20 protein-coding genes are annotated in these 21397 nt (G+C 71.8%); 11 read left to right on the forward strand and 9 right to left on the reverse strand.

Annotation, left to right across the window (positions count from 1 at the left end):
* Positions 1 to 12 precede the first annotated feature (12 nt).
* Together ACIPXB_RS32590 and ACIPXB_RS32595 are read left to right on the forward strand one after the other, a co-directional pair.
* Positions 13 to 396 (forward strand): hypothetical protein, encoded by a 384-nt coding sequence (locus ACIPXB_RS32590; protein ID WP_401455799.1) that lies wholly within the window; start codon positions 13 to 15, stop codon positions 394 to 396.
* Complete coding sequence (locus ACIPXB_RS32595; RefSeq protein WP_401455800.1) at positions 396 to 2843, forward strand: tetratricopeptide repeat protein; 2448 nt, start codon at positions 396 to 398, stop codon at positions 2841 to 2843. The genes ACIPXB_RS32590 and ACIPXB_RS32595 overlap by 1 nt, the downstream gene beginning before the upstream one ends.
* Before the next feature lie 750 nt (positions 2844 to 3593).
* On the opposite strand, the gene ACIPXB_RS32600 is transcribed toward ACIPXB_RS32595, so the two are convergent.
* Together ACIPXB_RS32600 and ACIPXB_RS32605 are read right to left on the reverse strand one after the other, a co-directional pair.
* Positions 3594 to 3950 carry a hypothetical protein gene (locus ACIPXB_RS32600; protein ID WP_401455802.1) on the reverse strand — a complete coding sequence of 119 codons (357 nt, stop codon included), beginning with the start codon at positions 3948 to 3950 and terminating at the stop codon, positions 3594 to 3596.
* Between the two features lie 615 nt (positions 3951 to 4565).
* On the reverse strand, positions 4566 to 5291 hold the full coding sequence (locus ACIPXB_RS32605; RefSeq protein WP_401455922.1) for an ABC transporter permease: 726 nt from the start codon (positions 5289 to 5291) through the stop codon (positions 4566 to 4568).
* Between the two features lie 140 nt (positions 5292 to 5431).
* On the opposite strand from ACIPXB_RS32605, the gene ACIPXB_RS32610 reads away from it, so the two are divergent.
* Positions 5432 to 6163 carry a TetR/AcrR family transcriptional regulator gene (locus tag ACIPXB_RS32610; protein ID WP_401455804.1) on the forward strand — a complete coding sequence of 244 codons (732 nt, stop codon included), beginning with the start codon at positions 5432 to 5434 and terminating at the stop codon, positions 6161 to 6163.
* A 228-nt stretch (positions 6164 to 6391) separates the two neighbouring features.
* Here the strand turns inward: ACIPXB_RS32610 and ACIPXB_RS32615 are convergent, their stop codons facing one another.
* Entirely contained in the window at positions 6392 to 7198 is an 807-nt protein-coding gene (locus ACIPXB_RS32615; RefSeq protein ID WP_401455806.1) for a VOC family protein, read from the reverse strand.
* A 142-nt stretch (positions 7199 to 7340) separates the two neighbouring features.
* Here ACIPXB_RS32615 and ACIPXB_RS32620 point away from each other — a divergent pair, with 142 nt between their 5' ends.
* Both ACIPXB_RS32620 and ACIPXB_RS32625 read left to right on the forward strand, forming a co-directional pair.
* The gene (locus tag ACIPXB_RS32620; protein WP_401455808.1) at positions 7341 to 7610 is read left to right on the forward strand and encodes a type II toxin-antitoxin system VapB family antitoxin; all 270 of its coding nucleotides are present in this window, start codon (positions 7341 to 7343) and stop codon (positions 7608 to 7610) included.
* Complete coding sequence (locus ACIPXB_RS32625; RefSeq protein WP_401455810.1) at positions 7607 to 8011, forward strand: PIN domain nuclease; 405 nt, start codon at positions 7607 to 7609, stop codon at positions 8009 to 8011. Before ACIPXB_RS32620 ends, ACIPXB_RS32625 begins: the two co-directional genes overlap by 4 nt.
* 103 nt (positions 8012 to 8114) lie before the next feature.
* Here ACIPXB_RS32625 and argS read toward each other — a convergent pair whose 3' ends face one another.
* On the reverse strand, positions 8115 to 9890 hold the full coding sequence (gene argS / locus ACIPXB_RS32630; RefSeq protein WP_401455811.1) for an arginine--tRNA ligase: 1776 nt from the start codon (positions 9888 to 9890) through the stop codon (positions 8115 to 8117).
* A gap of 223 nt (positions 9891 to 10113) precedes the next feature.
* Between argS and lysS the strand changes: the two genes are divergently transcribed.
* On the forward strand, positions 10114 to 11853 hold the full coding sequence (lysS, locus tag ACIPXB_RS32635; RefSeq protein ID WP_401455813.1) for a lysine--tRNA ligase: 1740 nt from the start codon (positions 10114 to 10116) through the stop codon (positions 11851 to 11853).
* 75 nt (positions 11854 to 11928) lie between these two features.
* On the opposite strand, the gene ACIPXB_RS32640 is transcribed toward lysS, so the two are convergent.
* The 3 genes from ACIPXB_RS32640 to ACIPXB_RS32650 form a co-directional block, all read right to left on the reverse strand.
* On the reverse strand, positions 11929 to 13386 hold the full coding sequence (locus tag ACIPXB_RS32640) for a DUF2637 domain-containing protein (RefSeq protein ID WP_401455815.1): 1458 nt from the start codon (positions 13384 to 13386) through the stop codon (positions 11929 to 11931).
* Positions 13387 to 13436: 50 nt separating this feature from the next.
* Entirely contained in the window at positions 13437 to 14192 is a 756-nt protein-coding gene (locus tag ACIPXB_RS32645; protein WP_401455817.1) for a DUF3558 family protein, read from the reverse strand.
* Between the two features lie 99 nt (positions 14193 to 14291).
* Positions 14292 to 15206, reverse strand: a complete 915-nt coding sequence (locus ACIPXB_RS32650) for a DUF3558 domain-containing protein (RefSeq protein ID WP_401455819.1) — start codon at positions 15204 to 15206, stop codon at positions 14292 to 14294.
* 175 nt (positions 15207 to 15381) lie between these two features.
* Between ACIPXB_RS32650 and ACIPXB_RS32655 the strand changes: the two genes are divergently transcribed.
* Complete coding sequence (locus ACIPXB_RS32655) at positions 15382 to 16575, forward strand: RtcB family protein (protein WP_401455822.1); 1194 nt, start codon at positions 15382 to 15384, stop codon at positions 16573 to 16575.
* Between the two features lie 58 nt (positions 16576 to 16633).
* On the opposite strand, the gene ACIPXB_RS32660 is transcribed toward ACIPXB_RS32655, so the two are convergent.
* Positions 16634 to 17434 carry an LAGLIDADG family homing endonuclease gene (locus ACIPXB_RS32660; RefSeq protein WP_401455824.1) on the reverse strand — a complete coding sequence of 267 codons (801 nt, stop codon included), beginning with the start codon at positions 17432 to 17434 and terminating at the stop codon, positions 16634 to 16636.
* A gap of 311 nt (positions 17435 to 17745) precedes the next feature.
* Between ACIPXB_RS32660 and ACIPXB_RS32665 the strand changes: the two genes are divergently transcribed.
* Positions 17746 to 18705: a hypothetical protein gene (locus ACIPXB_RS32665; protein ID WP_401455826.1), complete on the forward strand. Its 960-nt coding sequence runs from the start codon at positions 17746 to 17748 to the stop codon at positions 18703 to 18705.
* A gap of 24 nt (positions 18706 to 18729) precedes the next feature.
* On the opposite strand, the gene ACIPXB_RS32670 is transcribed toward ACIPXB_RS32665, so the two are convergent.
* Entirely contained in the window at positions 18730 to 19149 is a 420-nt protein-coding gene (locus tag ACIPXB_RS32670; protein WP_401455827.1) for a nuclear transport factor 2 family protein, read from the reverse strand.
* 96 nt (positions 19150 to 19245) lie between these two features.
* Between ACIPXB_RS32670 and ACIPXB_RS32675 the strand changes: the two genes are divergently transcribed.
* The 3 genes from ACIPXB_RS32675 to ACIPXB_RS32685 all read left to right on the forward strand — a co-directional run bounded on the left by ACIPXB_RS32675 (position 19246) and on the right by ACIPXB_RS32685 (position 21338).
* A complete protein-coding gene (locus tag ACIPXB_RS32675) occupies positions 19246 to 19809 on the forward strand; it encodes a PadR family transcriptional regulator (protein ID WP_401455828.1) in 564 nt (187 codons plus the stop codon).
* Positions 19802 to 20596, forward strand: coding sequence for an SGNH/GDSL hydrolase family protein (locus ACIPXB_RS32680; RefSeq protein WP_401455830.1), 795 nt, complete (start codon positions 19802 to 19804; stop codon positions 20594 to 20596). Before ACIPXB_RS32675 ends, ACIPXB_RS32680 begins: the two co-directional genes overlap by 8 nt.
* Before the next feature lie 100 nt (positions 20597 to 20696).
* Positions 20697 to 21338 carry a hypothetical protein gene (locus ACIPXB_RS32685; protein WP_401455831.1) on the forward strand — a complete coding sequence of 214 codons (642 nt, stop codon included), beginning with the start codon at positions 20697 to 20699 and terminating at the stop codon, positions 21336 to 21338.
* The last annotated feature ends 59 nt before the right edge of the window (positions 21339 to 21397 follow it).

Raw genomic sequence — 21397 nt, forward strand, 5'->3', positions numbered from 1 at the left:
GATCGTGGGCGTATGGCTCGATCGATGCGGTGGGCGGTCGTCGTGGCAGCGGCGGCCGTGGTGTTCGGGGTGTGCTTCGCGCTCGCCCGTGCGGATCCGTTCGGCTGGCTGCCGGACAAGGACAGCGACGCCGTCGCGGTCGCCGGTGCCTTCGCCGGGGCCGTGGCGGCCGCCGCCGTGGCCGCCGGGGCCTGGTGGGCCGCCGGGGGCGGGGGCGGCCGCTCGGTACGGCAACGGGCACGGGCGTCGGGCGGTGCGCAGATCACCCAGAGCGGCGGGGCCGACGCTCCGGACCGGGTGGACCAGTGGGCCGACGCCTCCGGGGACGCGCGGATCCGGCAGACCGGTGGACGGACGCGCCGGGCGCCGGGTGCCGGGCGGCGTGAGGAGCCGTAGTGGAGTCCGGGCAGGTGGAGCAGGGGGCGCGGGCCGACCGGGGCGGGCAGGTCAACCAGTACTTCGTCGGCCGTGACTACTACGGGCCCGAGCCCGATGGGGTGGCGCCCCGGGCGCTGCCCGAGGGGCCGGTCGCGCTGGTCGGGCGTACCGCACAGGTCGAGGAACTGCTCGGGGTGCTGGCGCCGGACAGCGCGAGGCGGGCCGTGGTGGTGGCGGGGCTGGCCGGGGTGGGCAAGAGCGCGCTGGCCGTGCACGTGGCCGAGCGGGCCGCGGAGCTCGGGTGGTTCGAGGGCGGGGTGCTGTTCGTGGCCCTGCGCGGGTACGACCCCGGCGGGGCGGTGGGCATCGGGCAGGCCGTCGACACGCTGCTGGGTGAGCTGGGCGTACGGGACGCGGAGCTGCCCGCGACGGCGGAGGGGCGGCTGGCGCGGTACCGGTCGGAGCTGGCGGCGCGGGCCGAGGCGGGGCGGCGGGTCCTGATCGTCGCCGACGACGCGGGGGAGGTCGGGCAGGTCCGGGACCTGGTGCCGCCGGGCGAGGCGCACCGGTTGCTGGTGACCTCGCGGGACCGGCTGGTGGCGCCGGACTTCGGGGCGCGGGTGCTGGCGCTGTACGGGCTGCCGGAGCGGGCGGCGGCGGAGCTGGTGGCGGACGCGCTGCGCCGGGTGTGGGCGGACGACCCGCGTCCGGACGCGGAAGCCGGGGCGCTGGCGGAGATCGCGGGGCACTGCGGACGGCTGCCGCTGGCGCTGACGGTGGCGGCGGCCGTACTGGCGGGGGATCCGGGGATGCGGTGCGCCGAGTTCGCCGCGCAGCTGGCCGATGCCCGGACGCGGCTGGAGGCGCTGAGCCCGAAGGACCGGGCCGGGGTGCCGACGGGGGTCCGGGCCGCGTTCGACCTGTCGTACGCGCGGCTGCCGGCCGATCAGGCACGGCTGCTACGGCTGCTGACGGCGAACCCGGGACCGGACGTGGCGACCACCACGGCCGCGGTGCTCAGGCTCGGGCGGGACGCGGTGCGGGACGGGTCCAGCAGCACAAGGACGCTGCTGGCCGCGCTCGCTGGTGCGGGGCTGCTCACGGAGCAGCCGCGCGGGTCCGATCGCTGGCGCATGCACGACCTCGTCCGGCTCTACGCCGCTGGGCACGCGAAGCGGGAGGCTGCGGCCGACGGGTGGAACGTGGCCGTGGACTGCCTCCTGTCGCTCTACACGGGGTTCCTGTACGGGGCCCAGAGCGCTGTCGACGCAGATCCCGACGGGCAAGCGGCGCGTTTCTCCGATCCTGGGACCGCTCTGCGGTGGCTCGACACGGAGCGGGCCAACTTGCTCGCCGTGGTGCCCTTCTGCGTGGCCGTCGGCAGACCGAAGGAAGCGATCTTCCTTGCCACGTACCTGGCCGACCATCTGATCCGAAGGGGGCTGTTCGAGGACACGATCGCGATCGGGCGGGTCGCCCTGGCGGAGGCGCGGCGGATCGGAAAGAGCAGGACCGAGCATGCTGTCCTGAGCCGGATCGGGGTGGCCCTGCGGCAGGCCTCTCGACTGGAGGAAGCATGTGAACTTCTGGAGCAGGTCGCCGCCTTCTACGGTGAAGAGGACGACACCGAGAACAAGGCCGCCGCACTGTTCAATCTCGCGGAGGCGAGGAGAGAGGCTGGTCTGCTGACCGAGGCGGTCGTCGCCAATGAGGACGCCCTCGCGATCTACCGCAGACTCGGTGCGCGGCGGCACGAAGGCACGGTACTGGCGAGCCTCCGCGCCATCCTGATGGAGCAGGGCCGCTTGCAAGAAGCGCTGACGATGCATCAGGAGAGTGTGGCTCTCCTGCTGGAACAGGGGGCGGTACTGGAGGCCGCACAGGCACATGACAGCCTCGCGGCCGGGGTGGTGAGGGCCGGATATCCCGCCGAGGCCATTCCCGTTTACCAGCTGGCTCTGGCCATGTACAGGAGCGTTCCGGACTGGCACCGGGTCCGCGTCGTGGCAGGCACGCTCGGGACGGTCCTCGAAGACGCGGGGAGGTACGACGAGTTCCTGGTGGTGCTGAGGGCGGCTATCGAGGCCCATTCGGCGGTCGGAGACCTCCATAGCGAGGTGGTGAGCCGGGCCGAACTGGGCGGTGTTCTGTCGGCCCGGGGAGAGTCAGCGGCGGCGCTGACGGAGCTGGGGCACGCCCTTTCCTTGTGTGACGGGGCCGATGACGCGGCGCTGCGGGGAGCGGTGCTTGCGGCGCTCGGTCTCACCGTCGAGTGGACGGGCGACTTCGGCGCGGCCGCACGGCATTTCCTCGCCGCGCAAGCGCTCTTCGATCAGGCCGGCGACGACGAACGGGCGGCGCTCGCCCGGGAGGCGTACGAGAACGCCCAGCGCGGAGCCGCCAGCCGCCGGAGGCGGTGGCGGCGGGCGTGGGACTGGCTGGTCAGGCGCTTCGGCGGGCGCTGAGGACGTTTGTCCCCTTCACGTTGGGCGTTGTGGGGGTTCCGGGGTCATCCCGTCAGTCCTTGACTGTCCTTCCGTGCCGGGCCGGCCTGTCAAGAGCGCTCCTTCGTCGCGTCGCTTCGCGATTCCGCTTCGCTCCACTCCTGACAGGCCGTCCCGTCCCGGAAAGACAAGGACTGTCGGGACGCCCCCGAAAGAACGGGAGGTCGGCAATTCACCAAGGCGAGGGGTTCCAAGGCCCACCCAGTGGCCCGGCCAGCAGGTTTCCCCTCCCGCCAGGTGCGGAAGCCGGCCCCTGGCGAGGGGGCGCGCCCGATTGCTACGCGCTCCTGCCTCTCAGCGTCTCCGGCCCGCCTGTGCCCGGACACAGGCCGCCATCGATCGCTACGCGCTCCTGCGGATGGGCGGCTGCGGCCCGGTTTTGGGCCGGAAGCCTCTTCAGGAGCCCCAAGGAGCCGCAGGGAGCCTGCCGGGGCCGGAAGTTGCGAGAGATGGGCACTGGCGGGAGGTCATCTGATCCACTCCGCGCGGGGGTCTCTCCAGAGCCCTCAGAATGCCTGGATTGTCACACTATGGCGATCATTTCCGGGCCCGCACCCCCCGCTGCCTGCGCGCCGCATATCGCCAGACGGGCATCAGAGGCCTGAGTGCCTGGATGAGAATCCCTCACGCAGCGCGTAGGGGAGGGCGGACGGCCTCAGCGTGTGACGGGTCGGCTTGCCGGACCGGAACAGGAACCGGTCTTGGTGCCGGTCAGACCGTCTCGTAGAGGGTCCCGGAGCAGACGTCCGGGGACCACGAGATGTCGACACAGAGCTTCCAGCGCAGGGGCTGGCCGTCGCCGCTGATGTAGTAGTCGCGCCACGAGCCGCTGCCGTTGTAGTTCACGATTCGGGGCTGCTTCTTGTTGTTGACCCAGTACTCGATGAAGACGCTGTTCCCGTCGGACTTGGAGTCCTGGAGGCCGAACATGTTCCTGTTCGGGTCGTAGTAGGCGAAGGCGCCGCCTCCCGGGGTGGAGATGGACGAGGCCGAGGCCGGAGCGGCCATGGCGAAGAATGCGGCGCCGGCCATCACGGCGGACAGTGCGAGCTTGTGCGTCCTGCGCATTGCGGTTCCCCTTGTCGTTCGGACCGTCGATCGGACGTCGTGCGGACATGTGGTGCCGATGTGCGGTGCTGCCGGTGCGTCCTCCGCCGCCGCGGACGGGCGTGTGGGGAGCAGCCGACTCCTGAAGTGTGCCGACGGCGGTGGTGCCCGGTCGTTAGCGGACAGCGCAGGGTTTGTTGTCGCCGCGTGCAACGGCGGCATCGAGCGTTGACGGCGGGTGTCCGGGTCGACCTCAGTCCGGCCACGGCCGGTCCGCGCCCGCTATGCCGGCAGGAGCGCGTAGCGATCTGGCGCGTGCCCTTCCCAGGGGGCGGCCGGCGCACCCTGGCGTGCCGGGAAACGGACTGGCCTGGCTCCTGGGCAGACCTTCGACACCCCGGCTTGGTGGAGTGCCGACCTCTCGTTCTTTCGGGGGCGTCCCGACAGTCCTTGTCTTTCCGGGACGGGACGGCCTGTCAGGAGTGGAGCGAAGCGGAATCGCGCAGCGACGCGACGAAGGAGCGCTCTTGACAGGCCGTCCCGGCACGGAAGGACAGTGAGGGCTGACGGGATGACCCCGGAACCCCTCCGACGCCCGACGTGGAGGGGACCAGGGTCTCGGCGCCCGCCGGAGCCTCAGGCCGTGCGGCGGCGGAACAGGAGCGCCGTCAGGGCCAGGGCGGCCAGCGTGATGCCGGCGCACCAGGCCAGCGCCACCCAGGGGGTGGTGCCCGGGTCCCGGTCCAGGAGCAGGGCGCGCAGGGACTCGATGACCGGGGTCAGCGGCTGGTGCTCGGCGAAGCCGTGGAGCCAGGTGGGCATGGTGTGGATGGGGACGAAGGCGCTGGAGGGGTAGGGCAGGAACATCATCAGGAAGGTGAACCCGCCTGCCGCCTCGGGCGACTTGGCGGCCAGGCCCAGCGCGGCCGCGAGCCAGGAGATGGCCGTGATGTACGCGGTCAGGAGGCCGGCGGCGGCGAGCAGGGCCAGGGGACCGGCCTGCGGGCGGAAGCCGATGGCGAGGGCGACGGCCAGCACCAGGGTGGTGGAGACCAGGTTGCGCAGCACCGAGGCGGTGACGTGGCCGGCGAGGATGGGGATGCCGCCGATGTCGAGGGCGCGGAAGCGGTCGATGATGCCGCATCTCATGTCGTCGGCGACGCTGACGGCGGTCGAGGCGGCGCCGAAGCCGGCGCAGAGCAGCATCGCTCCGGGGACCACGTAGGTGACGTACGCGGTGCCGGTGTCGATGGCGCCGCCGAAGAAGTACACGAAGATCAGCATCAGCATGACCGGCAGCATCAGCGCGGTGATCAGCGCGTCCGGGCTGCGGCGGCTGATGTTCAGACTGCGCGCGGCCATGGTGCGGGCGGCGACCGTGCGCGGGGTGGCCGTACGGGCGGGGGCGGCGGCCCCGGCGGCGGGGCGGGCGGCCGGGGGGCGGGCGGCGGCGGTCGGGGTGGTCATCGCGGGGCTCCCGTCAGGGCGAGGCGAGCCTGGAGGTGGCCTGGGGGCTGCGGGAACGCCGTACGAAGGGGCCGCGGCCCGCGCTGACCCTCGACCGGATCGTGGCGGCGGCCGTGCGGCTCGCGGCGACCGAGGGCGTGGAGGCCGTGTCGATGGGGCGGGTCGCCAAGGAACTCGGCGCCTCGACCATGTCGTTGTACCGGTACGTCGCGGCGAAGGACGAGCTGTACGTGCTGATGGCGGACGTGGGCGTGGGTCAGCCGCCGCCGGCCTCGGCGGACCCGGGCGGGCCCGGTGGCTGGCGTGCGGCGTTCGGCGAATGGGCCTGCCAGCAGCGGGCGATGCTCCAGCAGAACACCTGGATCCTGCGCATCCCGATCACCGGGCCGCCCGCGACGCCGAACCAGGTCGCCTGGATGGAGCGGGGGCTCGCGGCGCTGGCGCACTCGGGGCTGGAGGAGGGCGAGAAGCTCTCGGCGCTGATGCTGGTCGGGGGCCTCGTGCGGAACGAGGCGACGCTGATGGCCGACATGATGGACGCCATCATCAAGAGCGGGGTGTCGCCGGACCAGGTGCTGGCGCGCTACACCAACACGCTGACCGTGCTGACGGATCCGGACCGGCACCCTGCCGTGACGCGGTTGCTGCGGTCGGGGGTGCTGGGCGGGGCGGACGCGCCGGATGCGGAGTTCAGCTTCGGGCTGGAGCGGATCCTGGACGGCCTGGAGGCCCTTGTGCGGCGGCGCGCCGGGGGTGGCGGGGCCTAAGGGTCTCGGGGGCGCCGCCCCCGGGCCCTCTGCGCCAATCGCCGGCGGGGCTGGGTTGGGTGCCGGGTGGCGCTGGAGGGGGCCCGGTGGGGCAGGGTTTCGGGGGCTCCGCCCCCGGCCCCCCGCGCCTCAAACGCCGGCGGGGCCGGGTTGGTGCCCGGTGGCGCTGGAGGGGGCCCGGCGGAGCCGGATTGGGGCCGGGCTGAATGGGACCGCCTGGCGGGGGCGTCAGGCCGGTTGTTCCGGGTTCGGTTCCGTGATGATGGCGAAGACGCCGCCCTGGGGGTCCGACAGGACCGCCATGCGGCCCGCCACCATGTCGAACGGCGGCTGGAGCAGGTTGCCGCCCGCGCGGACCGCCGCGTCGGACACGCTGTCCACGTCGTCCACCTGGAAGTACGTCAGCCAGTGCGGCGGCGTGCCCGGCGGGACCTTGTCCAGGTTCATCATCCCGGCCACCCCGCGCCCGCCGACCTTGAGCTCCGTGTACCCCTCCGCGCCCTCCATCTCCGCCGGGGCCGGCGTGATCGGCAGGACCTTGCGGTAGAAGCCGCCCGCCGCGTCCGTGTCGCTGGTGCTCAGCTCGTTCCAGATCACCGCGCCCGGCTCGTTGACGATCCCCGCGCCGGTGAACTCCCCGGCCTGCCACAGCCCGAACACCGCGCCCTGCGGGTCGGCCACGACCGCCATCCGGCCGATGGTCGTCACGTCCATGGCGGGCATGACCACCTTGCCGCCCTCGTCGCCGATGGAGGTCAGCGTGGCGTCCACGTCGTCCGTGGCCAGGTACGTCGTCCACACCGACGGCGGCATCGGGTCCGGCACGCTGCCGTCCGGGTTCATGGCGGCCATGATCCCGGCCACCGGCTTGCCCTTGAGCGAGCAGACGGCGTAGCCGCCGGTCTCGGCCGGGCCGACCTGGCCCTGCCAGCCGAACAGGTCGCAGTAGAAGTCGATCGCGGCCTGCTGGTCGGGAACCATCAGGTCGACCCAGCAGGGGGTGCCGGGCAGGTAGGGGCCGTTCTTCTCTGGCACGGGGCCTCCAGGGGGGTGGGGCGGGGAAGGACGGGCCTTCCCTACCCGGCCACCGGGGGTGGAATCCCGCCATCCGAGGGAGGGCGGGCGGTGATATCTTGTTTGGGAATCGTATATACGCCGACTTCCTTCGGAGGCCGCCATGTCCAGAACGGTGATCGACCTGGACGACGAGGCGCTCGCCGAGGCCGCCCAGCTCCTCGGAACGACGACGAAGAAGGACACGGTGAACGCCGCGCTCCGGGAGGTCGCCGACCGTCGGCGCCGGGCCGCCGCGATCGAGCGGATGCGGCAGATGGTCGACGACGGCGAGATCGACTTCGGGGTGATCGGCTACGGCGACTCCGGAGACACGGAGACCAACGGCCCGGAGGCCGAGGGCCCGGAGGCCACAGGGCAGTCGGCTGCGTGAGCGAGAGCTTTCTCATCGACACGAGCGCTCTGGTGCACGTGTACCGGCGCCAGGCCGGACCTGAATGGGACAGGCTCATCGAGTCCGGGCGTGTGGGCCTGTGCGAGCCGGTCCGTCAGGAGTACCTGCGGGCGGTGGGCGGCCGGGCCGCCTACTACGAGGCCGACGGCCTGCTCCGCTCGGTGTTCCCGTACTGGCCGGCACGCGATGCGGTCTGGGACGACACGGCGGCCCTCCAGCAGCGACTGGCGGACGCGGGAGCCCACCAGTGCGCGAGCCCCGTCGACCTGCTCGTGGCGGTGATCGCCCAGCACCACCGGCTGACCGTCCTGCACCAGGACAACGACTTCGAGACCATCGCCCGGGTCACCGGGCAGCCCGTACGGCGCATCCTCGGCTGAGCGGCCCGCCCGCGGAGCGCGCTCGCAGAGCGCGAAGGCACCGGCGGCGCGGGCGCCGGCGGTGCCTTCACGGTCTACGGGACGCGGCCCCGAGGGGTCAGAGTCAGAGCTTCTCGGGGGTGCGGATGCCCAGCAGGGCCATGCCCTTCGACAGGGTGCGGGCCGTCAGGTCGATCAGGAAGAGGCGGTTCTCCCGCAGCTCCGCCGTCTCGGCCTGGGCGACCGGGCACTGGTCGTAGAACGCCGTCAGGTGCGAGGCCAGCTGGTACAGGTACGCGGCCAGCTTGTGCGGCGCGTACTCCTTGGCCGCATCCGCCACCAGCTCGCCGAAGGCGTCCAGGTGCAGGCCCATGGCGCGCTCCGCCGGGGCCAGCTTCAGCTCCGGGTGCGCCTTGGGCGTCACGTCGGGCAGCCGGCGCTGGATCGAGCGGATCCGGGCGTACGCGTACTGGAGGTACACGGACGTGTCGCCGTTGAGCGAGACCATCTGGTCCAGGTCGAACTTGTAGTCCCGCGCCGCCGACGTCGACAGGTCGGCGTACTTCACCGCGCCGATGCCCACGTACCGGCCGTTCTCGACGATCTCCTGCTCCGTCAGGCCGACCTTCTCCGCCTTCTCGCGGACGACCGACGTCGCCCGGTCCACCGCCTCGTCCAGGAGGTCCACCAGCCGCACCGTCTCGCCCTCACGGGTCTTGAACGGCTTGCCGTCCGCGCCCAGCACCGTGCCGAAGGCCAGCTGGTGGGCGTGGACGTCCTCGTTCAGCCAGCCGGCCCGGCGGGCGGTCTCGAAGACCATCTTGAAGTGCAGGGACTGGCGCGCGTCCACCACGTACAGCAGCGTGCTCGCCTTGAGGTGGCCCACCCGGTCACGGATCGCCGACAGGTCGGTGGCCGCGTAGCCGAAGCCGCCGTCCGACTTCTGGACGATCAGGGGGGTCGGGTTGCCGTCCGGGCCCTTGTACTCGTCGAAGAACACGCACAGCGCGCCGTTGGAGCGGACGGCCACGCCCGACTCCTCCAGCAGCCGGCAGGTCTCCACCAGCATGTCGTTGTAGCCGGACTCGCCCACGATGTCCGGGTCCTGGATGTCCATGTCCAGCTTGTCGAAGACCGAGTAGAAGTAGATCTTCGACTCGTCCACGAACCGCTGCCACAGCGCGAGGGTCTCGGCGTCGCCGGCCTGGAGGTCCACCACCCGGGCCCGGGCCCGCGTCTTGAACTCCTCGTCGGAGTCGAAGAGCGCGCGCGAGGCCTTGTAGAGGCGGTTCAGGTTCGACATCGCCTCCTCGCCCGAGGTCTCCGCGTCGGACGCCGCCGCCTTGTGGTCCAGCTCGTGCGGGTGCTCCATCAGGTACTGGATGAGCATGCCGAACTGGGTGCCCCAGTCGCCGATGTGGTGGCGCCGGACCACCGTCTCGCCCGTGAACTCGAGGATCTCCACCATCGCCGCGCCGATGACCGCCGACCGCAGGTGGCCGACGTGCATCTCCTTGGCCACGTTCGGCTGCGCGTAGTCGATCACCGTGGTGCCGGCGGCCGGGTTGACCGGCACGCCCAGCCGGTCGTCGGCGGCCCGCGCGGCCAGCGTCTCGACGATGGCGCGGTCGGAGACGGTGATGTTGAGGAAGCCGGGGCCGGAGACCTCGATCTCCTCGATCACCCCGCCCTTGTCCAGGCCCTCCAGCACGGTCGCCGCCAGCTCACGCGGATTGGCCTTCGCCTTCTTCGCGAGCGCCAGGATGCCGTTGGCCTGGAAGTCGGCCCGGTCGCTTCGTCGCAGCAGCGGGTCGGCGGCACCGGCCTCCGGCAGGGCGGAGACGAGGGCGGCCGAGACACGCTGGTCGACGGAGGAAGCGAGGGAAGGGACCGAGGCCATGAGCTGCCGTTCCTGTGAGTCTGGGTACCGGGTACCGGGTGCTCCCGGTACTGGGTGTTCCTGGTACTGGGTGTTCCTACGAGTGACGAGTATCCCACGGGGGGCCTCCCCATTTCGCGGGAGAAAAGCAACCCCGGAGCGGGCCCCTTCGTCTGGGAGAATGGCCTAGGCCGGCATCCGGCATTCGGCATACGGGCCGGCAGACGAGATAGAAGGACGTGACGTGGCTCAGAGCGCCCAGAGCAGCACCGAGACCGACTGGGTCTCCCGTTTCGCGGACGAGGTCATCGCCGAGTCGGACCGCCGTGCGCCGGGCAAACCTGTCGTCGTCGCCTCCGGCCTGTCCCCCTCCGGCCCGATCCACCTCGGCAACCTGCGCGAGGTCATGACCCCGCACCTGGTCGCCGACGAGATCCGCCGCCGCGGCCGCGAGGTCCGCCACGTGCTGTCCTGGGACGACTACGACCGCTACCGCAAGGTGCCCAAGGGCATCCCCGGCGTCAGCGAGGAGTCCCACGCCCAGCACATCGGCCGCCCCCTGACCGCCGTGCCCGCCCCCGAGGGCTCCGCGTACCCGAACTGGGCCGAGCACTTCAAGGCCGCCATGGTCGAGGCGCTGGCCGAGCTCGGCGTCGAGTACGACCCGATCAGCCAGACCGAGCAGTACACCTCCGGCGCCTACCGCGAGCAGGTGCTGTTCGCGATGAAGCACCGCGGCGACATCGACGCCGTGCTCGACCAGTACCGCACCAAGCAGAAGCCGGGCGGCAAGAAGCAGTCGCAGAAGCCGGTCGACGAGGCCGAGCTGGAGGCCGCCGAGGGCTCCGGCGCGGCCGCCGAGGACGACGGCAGCGCCGAGGGCGCCGAGTACTTCCCCTACAAGCCCTACTGCGGCTCCTGCAACAAGGACTTCACCACCGTCACGGCGTACGACGACGAGACCACCGAGCTGACCTACGTCTGCACCGAGGACGAGTTCACCGAGACGGTCAAGCTGTCCGAGTTCAACCGCGGCAAGCTCGTCTGGAAGGTCGACTGGCCCATGCGCTGGGCCCGCGAGGGCGTCGTCTTCGAGCCCTCCGGCGTCGACCACTCCTCGCCCGGCTCCTCCTTCCAGGTCGGCGGCCAGATCGTGCCGCTGTTCGGCGGCGAGCAGCCCATCGGCCCGATGTACGCCTTCGTCGGCATCAGCGGCATGGCCAAGATGTCGTCCAGCAAGGGCGGCGTCCCCACCCCCGCCGACGCGCTGAAGATCATGGAGCCGCAGCTGCTGCGCTGGCTCTACGCCCGCCGCAAGCCCAACCAGTCCTTCAAGATCGCCTTCGACCAGGAGATCCAGCGCCTCTACGACGAGTGGGACAAGCTGGAGACCAAGGTCGCCGACGGCTCCGTGCTGCCCGCCGACGCCGCCGCCCACGCCCGCGCCGTCCGCGTCGCCTCGCACGAGCTGCCGCGCACCGCCCGCCCGATGCCGTACCGCACGCTCGCCTCGGTCGTCGACATCACCGCCGGCCACGACGAGCAGACGCTGCGCATCCTCAGCGACCTCGACCCCACCCAGCCGCTGACCTCCCTCGACGAGGTCCGCCCGCGCCTGGACCGCGCCGAGAACTGGATCACCACCCAGGTCCCGGCCGACCAGCGCACGCTGGTACGCGAGGAGCCCGACACCGAGCTGCTCTCCTCGCTCGACGACGAGGGCCGCCGCTCCCTGGCGCTGCTCCTGGAAGGCCTGGACTCGCACTGGTCGCTCGACGGCCTGACCACGCTCGTCTACGGCGTACCGAAGGTGATGGCCGGACTGGAGCCGGACGCCAAGCCGACGCCGGAGCTCAAGGTCGCGCAGCGGTCGTTCTTCGCGCTGCTGTACCGCCTCCTGGTCACCCGCGAGACCGGCCCCCGCCTGCCCACGCTGCTGCTGGCCGTGGGCGCCGACCGGGTGCGCAAGCTGCTGGCGGCGTGACGCCCCCTGCGTGAGGGAGGGCCGGTACCCCGCGGGGTACCGGCCCTCTTCGCGTATCCGCCCCTGTGAGCAGGGTCAGGCGATGTGCTCGTTCTCCAGGTCCGTCTGGTAGCGCTGCTTCAGCTGCGGCATCAGCCGGCGCAGCAGCGACGCGCTGCGCGGGTGGGTCACGCCGTAGCGGTCGGCGAGGTGTATGTCGAGCGCCTCGGTCGTGGGGAAGTCGTTGTGCTCCTCCACGTACGCGAAGAACACCTTGTACGCCGCCTCGGCGAACTCGATCTCGTCCGCGTGCTCCGGTTCGGCCGGCAGCTGCTGCTGGACGGGCTCACCCGGCGCGCCGGGCGCGCCGGGCTGCTGCGGCTGGGTGTCGGGGTGCGGGGACGGTGCCGGGACCGCGGCGCGGACCTCCGCCTCCTGCTCGTCCGGGCCCGTCGGGGGCAGCACCGGAGTGGGCTCCAGGCCCTCGACGTAGCTCGGGTTGTACGCCGCGTCGCGCGCCGCCTGCGGATCCGCGTGCGCCGCGAACCACGAACTCGGGTGCGGGCCCGGCATGGCCGTCGGCTCCACCGCGAACGCCGGAGCTGCCTGGTTCCCCGCCGCGGCCCGCTGATCCGCGGCGCCCGGCACGGCCTGCGCCACCGCAGCGGCGGGCGCCTGGCCCGGCACTGCGGCTGCTGCCACGCCCGGCTCCAGCGCGGGCACGGCGGCCGCGCCCGGTACCGGAGCCGCCACCGGTACGGCGCCCGGAACGGCACCCGGACCCGCCATCGGAACGGCGCCCGGAACCGCCCCGGCAACGGCCATCGGGCCCGCCACCTCCGCGGCCGCCGGAGGCAGCAGCGCCGGGTCGATGCCCGCCGCCGCCAGACCCTCCGGAGCCGTCTGCGACAACGGCACACCGATCCGCGCCAGCCGCAGCGGCATCAGGGCCTCCACCGGAGCCTTGCGGCGCCACGCCCGGCCGTAACGAGCCTGCAGCCGCGCCTGGTAGATCAGGCGGTCCTGCTCCATACCGACCGCCTGCTCGTAACTGCGCAGCTCCCACAGCTTCATCCGGCGCCACAGCTTGAAGGTCGGGATCGGCGAGAGGAACCACCGCGTCATGCGGACGCCCTCCATGTGGCGGTCCGCCGTGATGTCGGCGATCCGCCCCACCGCGTGCCGGGCCGCCTCCACCGTGACCACGAACAGCACCGGGATCACGGCGTGCATGCCCACGCCCAGCGGGTCCGGCCAGGCCGCCGCGCCGTTGAACGCGATCGTCGCCGCCGTCAGCAGCCACGCCGTCTGGCGCAGCAGCGGGAACGGGATCCGGATCCACGTCAGGAGGAGATCGAGGGCGAGCAGCACACAGATGCCCGCGTCGATACCGATCGGGAACACCAGCGAGAAGTCGCCGAAGCCCTTCTTCAGGGCAAGCGCCCGCACCGCGGAGTACGAACCCGCGAAACCGATCGCGGCGATGATCACGGCTCCGGCGACCACGACACCGATCAGTATTCGGTGCGTACGAGTCAGCTGCATCGCGGCCACCCGCGATCCCCTCCCCTTATCGAGCTATGGCAGGCACAGCGTACGGCCAACTACTGCTGGGGCTGCTGCTGGTTGGCAGTGCCGACCGAGGCCACGGCCTCACGCGCCGCCGCGACGGCGTTTTCGAGCAGCTTCGCGTGGTCAGGGGCCTGCCGGCCCTCGTAGGAGGCACCGTTGTAGTCGAGCGTGATCACGGCGTTCTGGGTGCGGACCACGACGGTGGTGTTGAAGAAGTCGACGTCCTGCTTCTTGTTGTACATGACCGTCACGGCCTGGTCGCCGACGCCGCCGGCCTGCTCGGCCTTGACGTTCTGCGCGCCCTCGGTGGCCTTCGAGGTCTCGACCTGCTTGGTGAACTGCTCCTCGGCGCGCTTGTTGCCGCTGCCGAGGGTCTCGTGGGAGTCGTAGCGGACCAGCGAGACCGCCAGCCAGCGGTAGTCCGAGCCCTTCAGGCCGTCCTCGTCCAGACCGTTCCAGGAGCAGCTCGCCCGGCTGGCCAGGTCGTTCGACTTGGTCGCCGTGCCGTTCTTGTCCTTGGCCTCCGGGACGAGCGACTCGATGGTCTTGGCCGCCAGGGTCTTGCAGGGGTCCGGCAGCGTCGCGAACGCGGCCTTCTCCACCTTCGCCGACGGCTTCGCGCTCGGCGCGGCGCCGGAAGCCGACGAACCGGACTTCTTGTCGCCGCCGGAGCCCGAGCCGGAGCCCGAGCCCTTGCCGGAGTCGGAGGAGCAGCCGGCGACGGTGAGGATCACCGGGACGGCTGCGCAAGCGAGAACGCGGGTGAGGCGCGAGGCTGATCGGTGCATGGTTCCTTCATCCAGGGGAGCAGCGGGACCCGGCAACGGTAGCCCGACCGGGCGGCGGCATGCTGTGCGCGCCGTCACGCGGGGCCCGGCCGGCCGCCGTCAGTCGCTGAAACGGTCGGCCAGTTCCTTCGCCAACTGCCGTGCGCGGTCCTGGGTTTCGCCGCTGGGGGGCACCACGCCGGGGACGGACGGCTGGACGACGTACTCCAGCGTGACAATCACATTAGAGGTGCGGAACACGATCCGTACGCTGCGGGACTGGGCCATGGCGCCGGCGGCGCTCAGCTTGTCGTCGAGGAACGCGGCGCTGCCGAGGCCCTCCAGGACGCGGGAGCCGAGCTCGGGGGGCGGGGCGGAGCCGGTGGCGCCGGCGGTGGCACCGGCCGGGCTGCCGGTGGGGTCGGGGGTGCCGGGGGTGCCGGGGGTGCCGGCGGGCGGGGACGCGGGCGCGGTGGTGGGGGCCTGCGTTGCCGTCGGGCCCGTCGGGGCGGGGGCGGTGGGGGCGGTGGAGCCGGTGGGGGCGGTGGGGGTGGCGGGCGCTGTGGGTGCCGGGGTGGGCAGATGGGCGTCGGCGAGCAGGCGCTCGTACACCCCCTTCGCCTTGTCGTCGTCGCTGGTGAGGGCCCGGTCGTAGGAGACCACGCGCTCGAAGTCGACGTGGAGCAGGCGGTTCTCCTCCGGTCCCTGGGCGTTCCAGCGGCAGCCGACGCGGCGGTCGGAGTCGTAGGAGGTGTCGGCCACGCCCGCGTACATTTGGTCGCGCTGCTGGGAGGTCAGCGTGTCGGCGGCCGGCAGCATGGCCTTCAGTCGCTTGAGGTCGACGGCCTTGCAGGGGGAGGGCAGGTTCCGGTACTTGCCCGGCGGCGCGGGCGCGGGGTTGCTGGTGGCGCCGCCCGCCTTCGCGTCACCGGTGCCGCCGCCTCCGGACGCGCCGGTGCATCCGGCGGCCATGAGCGCCGTCACCAATGCGATGCCCGGCAGGGCTGTCCGCCGTACCGCCGCCTTGCGCTGCACGTCGCGTGGCTCCCTTCGGTGGGGATAAATCCGTTGCCGCGGTTGGACGGCAGATGGACACAATGTCTATCGCACACGCTGGTGCTGACGCCGGTCCCCTGTCGTATGTGGGACGTTGAGCGAGGCTTTTTGCGTATTCAGACTTTTCTGTGGTTTACGGGGTAGTGGGGACGATATGTCGTATGTAGAGGTGCCCGGGGCGAAGGTTCCGATCCGGATGTGGACGGACCCGGCGACGGTCGAGGACCGCGCCATGGAGCAGCTCCGCGGCGTCGCCACCCTCCCGTGGATCAAGGGCCTGGCGGTCATGCCGGACGTCCACGTCGGCAAGGGCGCGACGGTCGGCTCGGTGATCGCGATGAAGGACGCGGTGTGTCCGGCGGCGGTCGGGGTGGACATCGGCTGCGGGATGTCGGCGGTGAAGACGTCCCTGAGGGCCGACGACCTGCCGGGCGACCTGTCGAAGCTGCGGTCGAAGATCGAGGCGGCCATCCCGGTGGGCGCGGGCATGCACCGCGAGGCGGTGGACCCGGACCGGCTGTACGGCTTCGGGGGCCAGGGCTTCGGGGACCTGTGGGAACGGTTCGACTACGTCGCGGACGCGGTGAAGTTCCGGCGGGACCGGGCGCTGCGGCAGATGGGGACGCTGGGCACGGGAAACCACTATCTCGAACTTTTGTTCGATAGTGAGGGTTCGATCTGGCTCACCCTGCACTCGGGGTCGCGCAACATCGGCAACGAGTTGGCGGACTTCCACATCAACGTCGCCCGCGGGCTCTCCCACAACCAGAACCTGGTCGACCGCGACCTCGCGGTGTTCCTCGCGGCGACTCCGGAGATGGAGGCGTACCGCAACGACCTGTTCTGGGCGCAGGAGTACGCCAAGTACAACCGCGCCGTGATGATGAGCCTGTTCAAGGAGGTTCTGCGGCGGGAGTTCCGCAAGGCGAAGGTCTCCTTCGAGCAGGAGATCAGCTGCCACCACAACTACGTGGCGGAGGAGCGGTACGACGGCATGGACCTGCTGGTCACGCGGAAGGGCGCGATCCGCGCCGGCAGCGGCGAGTACGGGATCATCCCGGGGTCGATGGGGACGAGCTCGTACATCGTGAAGGGCCTGGGCAACGAGAAGGCCTTCAACTCGGCGTCGCACGGAGCGGGCCGGAAGATGAGCCGGACGGCGGCGAAGAAGCGGTTCTCCGTGCGGGACCTGGCGGAGCAGACGAGGGGCGTGGAGTGCCGTAAGGACTCCGGTGTCCTGGACGAGATCCCGGCCGCGTACAAGCCGATCGAGCAGGTGATGGACCAGCAGCGCGACCTGGTGCAGGTCGTGGCCAAGCTGAAGGCGCTGATCTGCGTCAAGGGCTGAGATGCAATGCCGAGGGGGGGTGCCGCGTGTGCGGCACCCCCCCTCGTGCTGCGGTGCGCTACGGCGATGCGGGCCAGGGGCCGCAGCCGGTGCGCAGGCGCCCCAGGCGCTGCCTGCAGGCGGACTCGGACCGACCGAGTGCGGTGGCGGCGACTGCCGGGTCGCCGATCTCCAGCAGGGTGGTGTCGTCGGCCATGCTCCACCGCCGTTGCGGCCCCTGCTTCCTCATGCCGGCGGGTCGCTCCCACGCGGCCAGGGACGCGGCGGCGGTCCCCTTGCGGCGGAGGGCGAGGCAGCCCGGGTAGTACAGGTGCTCTGCGAGCTCCTGGGCCGCCTCCTTGGTGTAGAGCACGTTGTACACGCCGTCGCGCGCGTTGCGCCTGATGAGCCGTTCTGTGCCGGTGACCTTCTTCGCGTAGTGGCACAGGTAGGCGCCGACGGCAGTGCTCGAGGTGGTCAGCGAGATGAAGGGAAGCCCCTTGCCGGTGTAGCCGACGGACCCGTCGGCGTCGATGACACCGCGGATGTAGTCCCGGCGGGAGAACGCGCAGCGCGGAGGCGCGATCTTCGTGGACTTGCGGCCGTAGGGCAGCCCGAGCCGGTTGAGCGTGATCCGTGCTTCGAGGGCGCACAGGGTCCAGGTCGCGGAGTGGTGGCTCGCGGCGAAGTTCGTGCTGCGCGTGCGTTCGGTGATTGTGCTGCGGTACGGCGTGAGCTGCTGGAACTCGCGCAGGATGTCGATGTCCCGCGCGTTGATCTCCACGGTGAGACGCCCCTTCTGCCCGGCGCCCTGTGCGAGGTGCCCGTCGGCCTGCAAGAAGCCGAACATGTAGGCGTATTGGGGGTCGGTCAGGTCCATGAACCGTATGGGCGCGCTAGGGTCCTGGTCAGCCACGAGGAAGGCCTTTCTTCCTTGACGGTGAGGCCCTCGCTCAGGACTGCCATCCCGGGCGGGGGCCGTTCTTGTGACCGACGCTAGATCTGGCGTGCGGATGTTTTCGGCGTTTGGTGCGAATTCGCCCGTGTGGGTGAGGTGCCTGGGGAGGGGAGTGCCGGATGGGGTGGGGCAGGGGGGTGGCCGTCGGGGTTGTGCTGGCGGCGCTGGTCGCGGGGACGGGTGGGTGTACGTCGGGGGCGGCGGAGCCGGTGGCTGTGCCGTTGGTCCTCACGGTGGGCGAGGCGGAGAAGGTGTTCGACCGGTTCGAGCGGGAGAGCCTGGCGTCCACTGACTGGCGGGACAAGGAGGGGATCGCCAAAGTGGCGACCGGTCCGCTGCTGGCGGAGCAGCAGGCGGGCTACGACCGTCGGCGGGTGTCGGACAAGAGGGTCAACGCGGCCAGGTTCACCCGGCTGGTGTTCATGATCCCCGCTGAACGGGACCAGCCCGGCTATCCGAGGTCGTTCGCGGTCTTCGGCAAGCCGGACGGCCGGGACAACGATCCGCAGTCCGGCGTGCACTATTTCGTGCAGGAGGGGCCCGGTGGGGAATGGAAGGCCGCCCTGGCGTCGTGGGTGGCTGCCGGACCGGGGTTCGATCCCTCGGGCTTCCCCAACGCATCGCCGTACCAGCCGGTGGAGGTGAAGGTGCGGCCGACGCCGCTGTCTGCGGTGCGCCGCGACCTGTCGGGCGCGGTGGTGTTGTCGCCGACCGCGACGGCGGATCGGCAGGTGTGCGAGCGCTACGCGGAGTATCTCGGCACCGCCCCTGCCGACGGGGGCCCGAAGGGCGACTGGTTCGCGCCGGGTGAGCTGACCAGCGGCACGGTCGAGCATTTCAAGCCGAGGAAGTCGGAGGAGGGGACGGTCGCGTCCGGCTACGACTACGCCACGAGCGGCCCGGAACTGCCGGTGCTGCGGCTGGAGAACGGCAAGGCCCTGGTTGCCTGCTCCCTCGTGCAGAACGAGCGGACGGTGGCCGCGAAGGCGAGTGCGTACATCCGGCTCGGCAAGGGCGATCCCGTGGACGTCCTCCTCGGTGGCAAGCAGGCGAAGTGGAGCCGGGTCGACGTGAAGCGGAGCATGACCGTGTTGATCGAGGTGCCGGGTGGTGGGGGTGGGGCGGCCGAGGTGGTGGGGTGCAACTGCCGGGATCCGCAGCTGCTGTCCGCCGAGGGGGACCCCTTCGAGTGAGGGGTCCCGGGGCGGGCGGGTGGGTCAGGTCAGGCCGGCTTCGGTGAGGCCCTTGAGGACCGCTTCGCCGAGGGTGTGGACCGCTGACTGGGGGCGGACCATCACCGTGAACTCGCGGATGCGGTCCTCGGGGTCGAGGTGGATCAGGTCGATGCCGTGGATCTGCTTGCCGTCGACCGTGGCGCGGAAGACCAGGCCCGCCGCCGGGGTCGCGGTGCCGTCGGTGCAGGTTTCGGCGGCGCCGTCGAAGTGGCCGACGTACCGGAAGTCCTCGAAGGTGCGCAGGAGGACCCCGAAGAGGCCCAGCACCATCGGCTTGCCCTCGAAGGGCGTGAACTTCACGGGGCTGTAGAGGCGGACGTCGTCGGTGAACAGGTCGCCGATGGCGGTGAGGTCCTGGGCTTCGACCGCTGCGCGGAAGCGGGCCACTGTCGGTGTCGTCATGGCTTCTCCTGGCATAGTCATGCATGGGAATAGTCAGATTCTTGACTATCATGGGGGTGAGGGTCCTGGGTAGAGGCAGAGGAGGAGGTGGCGGCTGTGGCTTTGCGTCATGCGGCGCTCGCGGCGCTGCTCGACGAGGAGCTGAGCGGGTATCAGCTGGCCAAGGCGTTCGGCATGGGGGTGGCGAACTTCTGGCACGCGTTGCCGCAGCAGCTGTACGCCGAGCTGGCCAAGCTGGAGCGCGAGGGGCTGATCGCGGGGCGGGAGGTGGTGCAGGACACCCGGCCCAACAAGCGGCTGTTCACGGTCACCGAGGCGGGGCTGGCGGAGCTGGAGCGGTTCACGGCCGCCGCCACCAAGCCCGTGTTCATCCGTGACGACCTGCTGGTCAAGGTGCAGGCGGCCGATCACGTGGACACCGGGGCGCTGATCGCGCAGCTCACGGAGCGGATCGCGTTCGCGGAGGGGCGGATCGAGCTGTTCGGCGGGCTGCTGCGGGCGATGCGCGGGGAGCGGGGCGAGGAGGACTTCCTGCGGCACGGTGACCGGATCGGGCCGTACCTGACGTGTCTGCGGGGGCTGGAGTTCGAGCGGGCCAACCGGGACTGGTACGTGCGCACGGTGGCGGTTCTGGAGGAGCGGCGGGCCGGGCATGGGTGAGGCGGAGCTGCGGTACGTCGCGCTCGGGGACAGCCAGACCGAGGGTGTCGGCGACGGTGACGACGTGGTGGGGCTGCGGGGGTTCGCGGATCGGCTGGCCGAGGGGCTCGCGGCGCACCGGCCGGGCGTGCGGTACGCCAATCTGGCCGTGCGCGGCCGGCTGGCCGGGCAGGTCCGGGCCGAGCAGCTCGCGCCGGCCCTGGCGCTGCGGCCCGGTCTGGCGACAGTGGTCGCGGGGGTCAACGACGTGCTGCGGCCGCGGTTCGACGCGGACGAGGTAGCCGGGCACCTGGAGGCGATGTTCGCGGCGCTGACCGCGCAGGGGGCGCGGGTCGCGACGGTGACGTTCCCCGACATCGCGATGATCACGCCGGTGGCGCGTCCGCTGGGTCCGCGCGTGGTCGCGCTGAACGAGCGGATCCGGGAGGCGGCGGACCGGCACGGGGTGGCCGTGGCCGAGTGCGCCGGTCACCCGGTGGTCACCGACCGGCGGCTGTGGGCGGCGGACCGGCTGCACGCGGCGCCGCTGGGGCACGAGCGGATCGCGGCGGCGCTGGCGGACGCCCTGGGGCTGCCGGGGAGCGACGGCACGTGGACCCTGCCGCTGCCCGGCGGGCCGGTGGCGGTGCCCACGGGCTGGCGGATGGCGGTGGACGAGGCCCGGTGGGTGGCGTCGTTCCTGGGGCCGTGGCTGGGCCGGCGGCTGCGGGGCCGTTCGTCGGGCGACGGGCGTACGGCCAAGCGGCCGCAGCTGCTGCCGGTACCGCGTCCCGACCCGGTGGGGTGAGGCAAGACCCGGAAGAGCCGGTCCAGGGGGAGGGGGCAGGCGGATGGGCCTGTGGAGGTGGGGTACGCGGTCGGTCTCGGCCGCTGTCGTGTGCGTGGTCGTGGCCGGGGTGGCCGGGTGCCGTGGCGGGAGTGGCGGGGGTGGTGGTGCGGCGAAGCCGTCGGTCGCGGCGGCTCCGGCGCTGGTGATCACGCAGGCGGAGGCAGAGAAGGTCTTCAGCGCGTACGAGTGGGAGCGCCGTACCGCCGCGGACTGGAAGGACGCCGAGAGCGTGGTCAGGGTGACGACCGGCGCACTGTGGGCGGAGCGGAAGGCGGATGCCGCGCTGCGCAGGGCGACGGGGGATCACAGCCGCAGGGTGGCGGGGCTGGTGGCGCCGTCGTTCGCGGTGTTCAGCAAGCCGGAGTGGCGGGACGACGGGCAGGCCACGGCGGTGGAGAGCTGGCTGCCAATGGCGGAGCCGGTGCTGCTGGACAGCGGGGACGTCTGGCCGTTCGCCGGGGTGAAGGTGCAGGTGCGCGCTGCCCCGGTGGCGGCGGTGCGCCGGGATGCGGCGGGGGCGGCGGTGCTGTCGCCGACCGCGGCGGCGGACGGGGGTGTGCGGCCGGTTCGCGGACTACCTGAGCTTCACGGCGCCGGACGGGAAACCGGAGAGCACGGAGTTCGCGCCGGGGCCGCTGACAGACGAGGTGGCGGGGTGCAACTGCCTCACGCCGCAGCTGCTGGAGGCGGTGGGGGTTGAGGCCGACTGACGGCGTCGGCTGACCGCGCCCGGCGCCCGGTACGTTTCGGGGCCGGGCG

It is taken from the genome of Streptomyces sp. NPDC090022, from assembly GCF_044748145.1.
Lineage (GTDB): Bacteria > Actinomycetota > Actinomycetes > Streptomycetales > Streptomycetaceae > Streptomyces.